Source organism: Pseudomonas sp. NPDC087346, assembly GCF_044744235.1.
GTDB lineage: Bacteria > Pseudomonadota > Gammaproteobacteria > Pseudomonadales > Pseudomonadaceae > Aquipseudomonas.
Genome location: NZ_JBIUXX010000020.1, coordinates 1 through 4,295, shown reverse-complemented (window position 1 = coordinate 4,295; position 4,295 = coordinate 1). Strand labels below are relative to the sequence as shown.

General features: G+C 58.5%; 3 protein-coding genes and 1 pseudogene. All 4 read right to left on the bottom strand.

What is annotated here, in order from left to right; translation table 11 throughout:
• Window positions 1-1,174: pseudogene (locus ACIOZM_RS14150) on the bottom strand (YgiQ family radical SAM protein); the annotation flags it as partial.
• 188 nt (window positions 1,175-1,362) lie between these two features.
• Window positions 1,363-2,760: a replicative DNA helicase gene (dnaB, locus tag ACIOZM_RS14145; protein ID WP_401214690.1), complete on the bottom strand. Its 1,398-nt coding sequence runs from the start codon at window positions 2,758-2,760 to the stop codon at window positions 1,363-1,365.
• 122 nt (window positions 2,761-2,882) lie between these two features.
• Window positions 2,883-3,329, bottom strand: coding sequence for a 50S ribosomal protein L9 (gene rplI, locus ACIOZM_RS14140; protein WP_401214688.1), 447 nt, complete (start codon window positions 3,327-3,329; stop codon window positions 2,883-2,885).
• An 18-nt stretch (window positions 3,330-3,347) separates the two neighbouring features.
• Window positions 3,348-4,241, bottom strand: coding sequence for a hypothetical protein (locus ACIOZM_RS14135; protein WP_401214686.1), 894 nt, complete (start codon window positions 4,239-4,241; stop codon window positions 3,348-3,350).
• Window positions 4,242-4,295: the final 54 nt, after the last annotated feature.

Genomic DNA, 4,295 nt, shown 5'->3' with positions numbered 1-4,295 from the left:
AGAAGGTGCAGCCGCCGAAGCAGCCACGCATTATGTTCACCGAGAAGCGGATCATGTCGTAGGCCGGGATTTTTTCCTAGCCGTACGCAGGATGCGGAACACGTGCGTAAGGCATGCCGAACACGTAGTCCATTTCTTCGGTGGTCATCGGAATCGGCGGCGGGTTGAACCAGACGTCGACTTCGCCATGCTTCTGCACCAGCGCACGGGCGTTGCCCGGGTTGGTTTCGAGGTGAAGCACGCGGTTGGCGTGGGCATACAGAACCGCATCGCCACGAACCTTTTCAACCGACGGCAGACGAATCACGGTCTTGTCGCGGGTCATTCTCGGGCTGGCCAGGATCTGCACGACCTTGGCTTCCTCCGGATCTTCAACCGGACCCTTTTCCTGCTCGATGGCGCAAGCCTGAGTGTCCTGGGTGTTCACGTACGGGTTGATGATCTTGTCGACTTTGCCCGGACGGTCGATGCGCGTGGAATCGACTTCGTACCAGCCTTGCGGCGTGTCGCGACGGATGAACGCGGTGCCGCGCACATCGGTGATGTCTTCGATCTTGTGACCGTAGGACAGACGCTGAGCGACTTCGACGATTGCGCGTTCGGCGTTGCCGTACAGCAGAATGTCGGCGCTGGCGTCGATCAGGATCGAGTTACGCACGCGATCCTGCCAGTAGTCGTAGTGCGCGATGCGGCGCAACGAGGCTTCGATGCCGCCGAGCACGATGGGTACGTGCTTGTAGGCTTCCTTGCAGCGCTGGCTGTAAACCAGACTCGCGCGGTCCGGACGCTTGCCGGCCATACCGCCCGGGGTGTAAGCGTCATCGGAACGGATTTTCTTGTCCGCGGTGTAGCGGTTGATCATCGAGTCCATGTTGCCGGCCGCGACGCCGAAGAACAGGTTCGGCTCGCCGAGCTTCATGAAATCGTCTTTGGACTGCCAGTTAGGCTGGGCAATGATCCCGACGCGGAAGCCCTGAGACTCCAGCAGCCGGCCGATGATCGCCATGCCGAACGACGGGTGATCGACGTAGGCATCACCGGTAACGATGATGATGTCGCAGGAATCCCAGCCAAGCTGATCCATCTCCTCCCTGCTCATTGGCAGGAATGGCGCTGGCCCGAAACATTCGGCCCAGTACTTTGGATAGTCAAATAACGGCTTGGCTGCTTGCATGTCGATAACCGGTGTTGGCTTTCATTGAATTTCGCGGGCGCGGAATATAGCACAAATTTTGACCAATTCCGACGGCTATGGTCGGAAATTGCGCCGACCCCATTCGCGAGCAAGCTCGCTCCCACAGGAGACCGCATTCCAATGTGGGAGCGGGCTTGCCCGCGATGGGGCCAGCCATGACAACAAAGTTATTCGTCGTCGTCGAAGTTGTAGCTGCCCGGCGCAAGGTTCTCGAATCGGGTGTACTTACCGATGAACGCCAGACGGATAAAGCCGATTGGCCCGTTCCGCTGCTTGCCGATAATGATCTCGGCAATGCCTTTGTGCTCGGTCTCCGGGTGATATACCTCGTCCCGGTACACGAACATGATGACGTCGGCATCCTGCTCGATTGCTCCGGATTCCCGGAGGTCAGAGTTGATTGGCCGCTTGTTCGGTCGTTGCTCCAGGGAACGGTTGAGCTGGGACAGTGCAACCACCGGGCAGTTGAATTCCTTGGCCAGGGCTTTCAAGGAACGCGAGATTTCGGAAATCTCGTTGGTCCGGTTGTCGCCGCCAGAACCTGGAATCTGCATCAATTGCAGGTAGTCGATCATGATCAGGCCGATGTCACCGTGCTCACGCGCCAGACGCCGGGTACGCGCACGCATTTCCGACGGACTGATGCCGGCGGTATCGTCGATGAACAGCTTGCGGTCATTGAGCAGATTGACCGCCGACGTCAGGCGCGGCCAGTCGTCGTCTTCCAGTTGGCCGGAACGCACCTTGGTCTGGTCGATGCGCCCGAGGGAAGAAAGCATACGCATGATCAACGATTCGCCTGGCATCTCGAGGGAATACACCAGCACCGCTTTGTCGCTGCGCAGTACGGCGTTTTCCACCAGGTTCATGGCGAAGGTGGTTTTACCCATCGATGGACGGCCGGCGACGATGATCAGGTCGGAAGGTTGCAAGCCGCTGGTTTTCTCGTCGAGGTCGGTGTAACCAGTGGACAGACCAGTGATGGCGTTGTCGGTGTTGAACAAGGTGTCGATGCGGTCGATGGCCTTGGTCAGCAATTCATTCACACCCACCGGACCGCCGGTTTTCGGACGCGCCTCGGCAATCGCGAAGATCTGCCGCTCGGCTTCGTCGAGAATTTCCTCGGCGGTGCGGCCTTCCGGGTTGAAAGCGCTGTCGGCGATCTCCGTGCTGATGCCGATCAGTTGGCGCAACGTCGCACGCTGGCGGACGATTTGCGCATAGGCCTTGATGTTGGCAACGGATGGCGTGTTTTTCGCCAGCTCGCCAATGTAACCGAGGCCGCCGACCTGAGATGTCTGACCTTCCTTGTCCAGTTGTTCGGACAGGGTGACGACGTCAATCGGCATGTTCTGATCGGCCAGTTTGGCGATCGCGCGGAAAATCAGGCGGTGGTCATGTCGATAGAAATCGCCGTCAGAGACTTGATCGAGCACGCGTTCCCAGGCGTTGTTGTCCAGCATCAGACCACCGAGTACAGCCTGTTCGGCCTCGATGGAATGCGGCGGCACCTTGAGGGACGCGGTTTGCAGATCGTATTGCTCAGGAGCAGAGATATCGTTCATGGCCACTTGGTTTGATCAGGAAAAAACAGGGATTACAGAAAGACAAAGGGCACGACCTGTAAACAGGATCGTGCCCGATGTTAACCGTCTGACGGGCAAGCCGCCAGCCGATCAGGTGTTACTTAAGCTGCTACCACGACAACGCGTACGGTGGCTTCAACTTCGGCGTGCAGGTGCACAGCCACGTCGAATTCACCTACGTTGCGGATGGTGCCGTTCGGCAGACGAACTTCGCTTTTCGCAACTTCAACGCCGGAGGGGGTCAGTGCGTCAGCGATGTCGTGAGTTCCGATGGAACCGAACTGCTTGCCTTCTTCGCCTGCGGTGGCAGGGAGAGGCACTTCCAGCTCGGCCAGTTGGGCAGCACGGCTTTCAGCCGATGCTTTACGGACTGCGGCAGCTTTTTCCAGCTCAGCACGACGCTCTACGAACGCAGCCAGGTTGGCAGCGGTCGCAGCGGTAGCTTTGCCGAAAGGCAGCAGGTAGTTACGGCCGTAACCGGCCTTAACGTTTACTTTGTCGCCCAGGTTGCCCAGATTGGCGATTTTTTCCAGAAGGATCAGTTGCATGTGGAAATCCTCTAACTTTTAACCTTCACCGTTCGCGTTATCGGTGTCTTTCGACACATGACGACCGCGAAAATCAATCAGGCTGTCGACAATGGCCAGGACCACTAGCAACGGATAGATCAGCTGCATGAACAGCAACAGCGTTACGTACAAGCCCACCAGCCAGAAACCGGCCAGTCGTTTCTGCCCGACCAGCCCGTGAATCAGGGCCAGTCCGGCGAACACCAGCGGTACACTGCACAACGGCGTCAACATGGCCATCTGTGCACCGAGATTCGGGCCCAGAAGCATCAACGCCAGCAGCAACATCGCCGGCCCAAGCGGGATTCGGATGGCGCGAAACTCGCGACCAAAACCACCCGGGTTGTACAACAACGCCTGCCAATAACGCCCTACAATCAGGCTCAGCACGCTGACGATCTGCAACAGTGCCGCAATCAGTCCGGTCAGGACTGGTGCAATCAGGGACGCGAAACGCGCTTGCTCATCGACCGACAATTGCTTGTAGGTTTCACCAAGAAGCGCCGGCATGACCTTTATCAAGGCTTGCGCGAGCATCTCGATCTGGGCCGCAAACGCGCCCCCGAGCACCACTGAAAACACCAGTCCCACCGCCACGCTGACCAGCAGCGTGCGAACCCAGGACTCGCTTGCGCGCAATACCAACGCAAGCCCCGAAGACCCCAGCAGCACCAGAAGTGCCCGTGGGTCATCGGCATACAACCACCAGATCAATGCCGGCAGCAGTCCCAGAGAGAGAACGCCAAGGGCGTCCTTCAATCCGCGCCGCAGAAGCACGAAGCTCCCGGCGGCAGCACCCAACCAATACAACAACGGCAATGTTGCACATCCAGCCACTACGAGAGTGGCCTGCATGCGGCCGCGCATGATGAACTCAGCTAAGGCACGCATGCATTCAATCCTTTGCTTCTTGTCGACTGCCCGGTCTCAGCGGCCGTGGCTGTC

What these genes read in the sequence shown, in the direction of transcription:
- dnaB (WP_401214690.1), bottom strand. Translation starts at nt 2,760, where the DNA reads ATGAACGATATCTCTGCTCCTGAGCAATACGATCTGCAAACCGCGTCC.
- rplI (WP_401214688.1), bottom strand. Translation starts at nt 3,329, where the DNA reads ATGCAACTGATCCTTCTGGAAAAAATCGCCAATCTGGGCAACCTGGGC.
- ACIOZM_RS14135 (WP_401214686.1), bottom strand. Translation starts at nt 4,241, where the DNA reads ATGCGTGCCTTAGCTGAGTTCATCATGCGCGGCCGCATGCAGGCCACT.